Source organism: Natrinema soli (genome assembly GCF_028618695.1).
Genome location: NZ_JAQIVI010000727.1, coordinates 1 through 3510, shown reverse-complemented (window position 1 = coordinate 3510; position 3510 = coordinate 1). Strand labels below are relative to the sequence as shown.

Genomic DNA, 3510 nt, shown 5'->3' with positions numbered 1-3510 from the left:
GGCGTGGCCGAACCCGCTCTCGAGACGATCCTCACGCGCGGCCGTGCGCCCGGCGTCAGTCTGGTCGCCGCGACGCAACGGCCGAGCGCCGTCCCCGAGGTCGGCATCTCACAGTCAGACATCCTCTGTGCACATCGACTGACCGCCCGAGACGATCTGGCGGCGCTCGAGCACGCACAACCGACGTACGTGAACGGCTCGCTGGCCGATGCGGAGCGGTTGCCGGACGCGCCCGGGGAGGTCGTCATCATCGACGACGCGACGGAGACGATCCACGCTGCCCGGATTCGGTCTCGAGACACCCCGCACGGGGGAACGAGTCCGACCGCGAGCGGCAGGATGGCTCGCAGTGACAACGGACGGGTCGAGTGACGATTCGCTCCGCTCGAGGGGGCGGATATCATCAGCTACCGATTCGATACTGCTCGAACAGTTTGCCGGCGAAAACCGAGAATCGATCCGCGAACGCGTCGATAAACCGGGATGACGACCGCGACTACTGGAAGCCGATGCGGCTGCCGCGGCGACCCGTCGGATCGGGACCGCTCGTGCCGCCCTGGAACTCCTCTTCGATCTGCTCGTAGTAGTCGAGGATGTCGTCGGTGATCGTCGGCCGGACGTTCTCCATGGCCTGTCGGAAGTGGCGCATCTCCACGATATCCGCCTCCTCGTCCTCGCGGAGGGCCTCGATGGCCGCCTCGCGGGCGATCGACTCGAGGTCGCTGCCGACGTAGCCGTCCGTGATCTCGGCGATTTCGCGCAGCGTGACGTCGGCGGCCAGCGGCGTGTCTTCGGTGTGGATCTCGAGGATGCGCTCGCGGCCGTCGACGTCGGGTTGGCCGATCATGACCAGCCGGTCGAACCGGCCCGAGCGCAGGAGTGCGGGGTCGATCATGTCCGGTCGGTTGGTCGCGCCGATGACCATCACGTTCTCCATCTCCTCGAGTCCGTCGAGTTCGGTCAGGAGCTGGTTAACGACCCGCTCGGAGACGTTCGAGCCGACCTCACCGCCTCGGCCCGGCGCGAGCGCGTCGAGCTCGTCGAAGAAGATGACCGTCGGGGAGACCTGTCGCGCCTTGCGGAAGGTCTGGCGGATGGCCTTCTCCGATTCGCCGACCCACTTCGAGAGCAGTTGCGGGCCGCGCACGGAGATGAAGTTCGCGTTGGTCTCGTTGGCGACGGCCTTCGCCATCAGCGTCTTCCCGGTTCCCGGCGGGCCGTACAGCAGGACGCCGGCGGGCGGGTCGACGCCCAGTCGATCGAACCGCTCGGGGTTCGAGAGCGGCCACTCGACGGACTCTTTGACCTGGTCTTTGGCGTTCTGCAGGCCGCCGACATCGTCCCAGGAAATCTTCGGGAGTTCGACGAGGACTTCCCGCATCGCCGAGGGTTCGACCTCGTTGAGCGCCCCGCGGAAGTCCGTCCGCTTGACGATCATCCGATCGATCAGGCTCGGCGGGATGTCCTCCTCGTCGAGATCGATCTCGGGGAGGTAGCGCCGGAGCGCCTTCATCGCCGCCTCCTTGGTCAGGCTCTCGATGTCGGCACCGACGAAGCCGTGGGTCTCGTCAGCGAGGTGGCCGAGGCTGACGTCGTCCGAGAGGGGCATGCCGCGGGTGTGGATCTGCAGGATCTCCTCGCGGCCCGTCTCGTCAGGGACACCGATCTCGATCTCGCGGTCGAACCGGCCGGGCCGGCGCAGCGCGGGGTCGACCGAGTCGACGCGGTTGGTCGCCGCGATGACGATGACCTGCCCGCGGGACTCGAGGCCGTCCATCATCGTCAGCAGCTGGGCGACGACGCGGCGTTCGACCTCGCCCGTGACGTCCTCACGCTTGGGTGCGATGGAGTCGAGTTCGTCGATGAAGATGATCGATGGGGACTCCTCGGTGGCGTCCTCGAAAATCTCCCTGAGCTGCTGTTCGGACTCGCCGTAGTACTTCGAGATGATCTCCGGCCCGGCGATAGAGAAGAAACTGGCGGAGGTCTCGTTGGCGACGGCCTTGGCGAGCAGGGTCTTCCCGGTTCCCGGCGGCCCGTGCAGGAGGACCCCCTGTGGCGGCTCGATTCCGAGCTTCTTGAAGATCTGCGGGTGTTTCATCGGGAGTTCGACCATTTCCCGGACCCGCTGGATCTCGTTTTGCAGGCCGCCGATGTCCTCGTAGGTGATCCCGCCTCCGGTCTTCTCGAAGCCCGAAATCGGCTCCTCGCGGAGTTCGACGTCGGTGTCTTCGGTGATGAGGACCACGCCCTCCGGTTCGGTCTCGACGGCTATGAGTGGGATCGCCTGGCCCGGCGATCGCATGAACGGATGATTCGTCGAGCTCATTACGGGGACGATATCGCGGCCGACGACCGGACGCTTGAGGATCTGCCGTTTCACCATGCCAGCGGCGTCGGAGCCGAACTGGACCGACGCCTCCTCCGGCGGCGCGAGCACCAGCGTGTCGGCTTTCGTCGCTTCGGCCTTTCGGATCGTCACTCGTTCGCCGATGCCCACGTCGGCGTTCTGACGGGTGAAGCCGTCGATGCGGACGGTGTCCGTGTTCCAGTCCTGCCGGTCTGCACGCCAGACCTTCGCGGCAGTCGTGTCTGCACCCTCGATTTCGATGATGTCGCCCGGACTCAGCTTCAGATGCAACAGCGTGTCCGGGTCGAGTCGGGCGATACCACGACCCGAGTCGTTCGGGTACGCTTTCGCGACCTCCAGTTGGACTTCGTTCATGGTTTAGGGATGGACGGCGATGTTTTTCACTCCGGTTCGTGAGCGGATAGGTTTTGTGTTAGCCCACATCTCTGTGCTAGTCACTACCATAGAAAGATGGGACCGGACGCTACAAAGATGTACCGGACCCGGTCGGTTTTGGCCGTATCGACAGCCCGTCGAAAACCGGGACAGGTGGCTTTTTGCATCTACCCCTCCGGAACGTAGGCATGCGAATCCTCGCCTTCGACGGTCGCATGGGCGCGAGCGGCGACATGATCCTCGCCGCGCTCCTCGACGCCGGTGCCGACCCCGACGTCCTCGAGCCCGTGACCGGCGCCCTCGAGGTGGAGTACCGGATCGACGAGACGACGAAGCGCGGCATCGCCGCGACGACGGTTGACGTGTTTCTGACGAGCGATGAGGAGAGCGACGGAGACGGTCACGACCACGATCATCACCACGACCAGGACGATTCGGGTCACGACCAGGACGATTCGGGTCACGACCACGATGGTTCGGATCACAATCACGACCACGACGGCACTCGCGCCGAGGGTCACGGACCCCACCGCAGCTATCTCGAGGTCCGCGAGATCGTCGCCGACATGGACCTCGAGCCGGCGGTCGAACGCGACGCGCTCGCGATTTTCGAACTGCTCGGCGAGGCGGAGGCGAGCGTCCACGGCGAGGCGCTCGAGGAGATTCACTTCCACGAGGTGGGAGCCGACGACGCGATCGCGGACGTGGTCGGTGCCGCGGCCTTGCTTCGCGACCTCGAGCCGGATCGGGTCGTCACCACCCCG

Annotated in this window: 3 protein-coding genes; 2 read left to right on the top strand and 1 reads right to left on the bottom strand. The window is 65.6% G+C overall.

All coding sequences use genetic code 11. The features are described from left to right. Positions 1 to 372: ATP-binding protein (locus PGX04_RS31055; protein ID WP_377043769.1), on the top strand; the 372-nt coding region annotated here is incomplete at its 5' end. A 124-nt stretch (positions 373 to 496) separates the two neighbouring features. Here the strand turns inward: PGX04_RS31055 and PGX04_RS31050 are convergent. Then, a complete protein-coding gene (locus tag PGX04_RS31050; RefSeq protein ID WP_273742004.1) occupies positions 497 to 2725 on the bottom strand; it encodes a CDC48 family AAA ATPase in 2229 nt (742 codons plus the stop codon). Between the two features lie 209 nt (positions 2726 to 2934). Here PGX04_RS31050 and larC point away from each other — a divergent pair. Continuing rightward, a partial coding sequence (gene larC, locus PGX04_RS31045) for a nickel insertion protein (protein ID WP_273742003.1) occupies positions 2935 to 3510 on the top strand: 576 nt, incomplete at its 3' end.

What these genes read in the sequence shown, in the direction of transcription:
- PGX04_RS31050 (WP_273742004.1), bottom strand. Translation starts at nt 2,725, where the DNA reads ATGAACGAAGTCCAACTGGAGGTCGCGAAAGCGTACCCGAACGACTCG.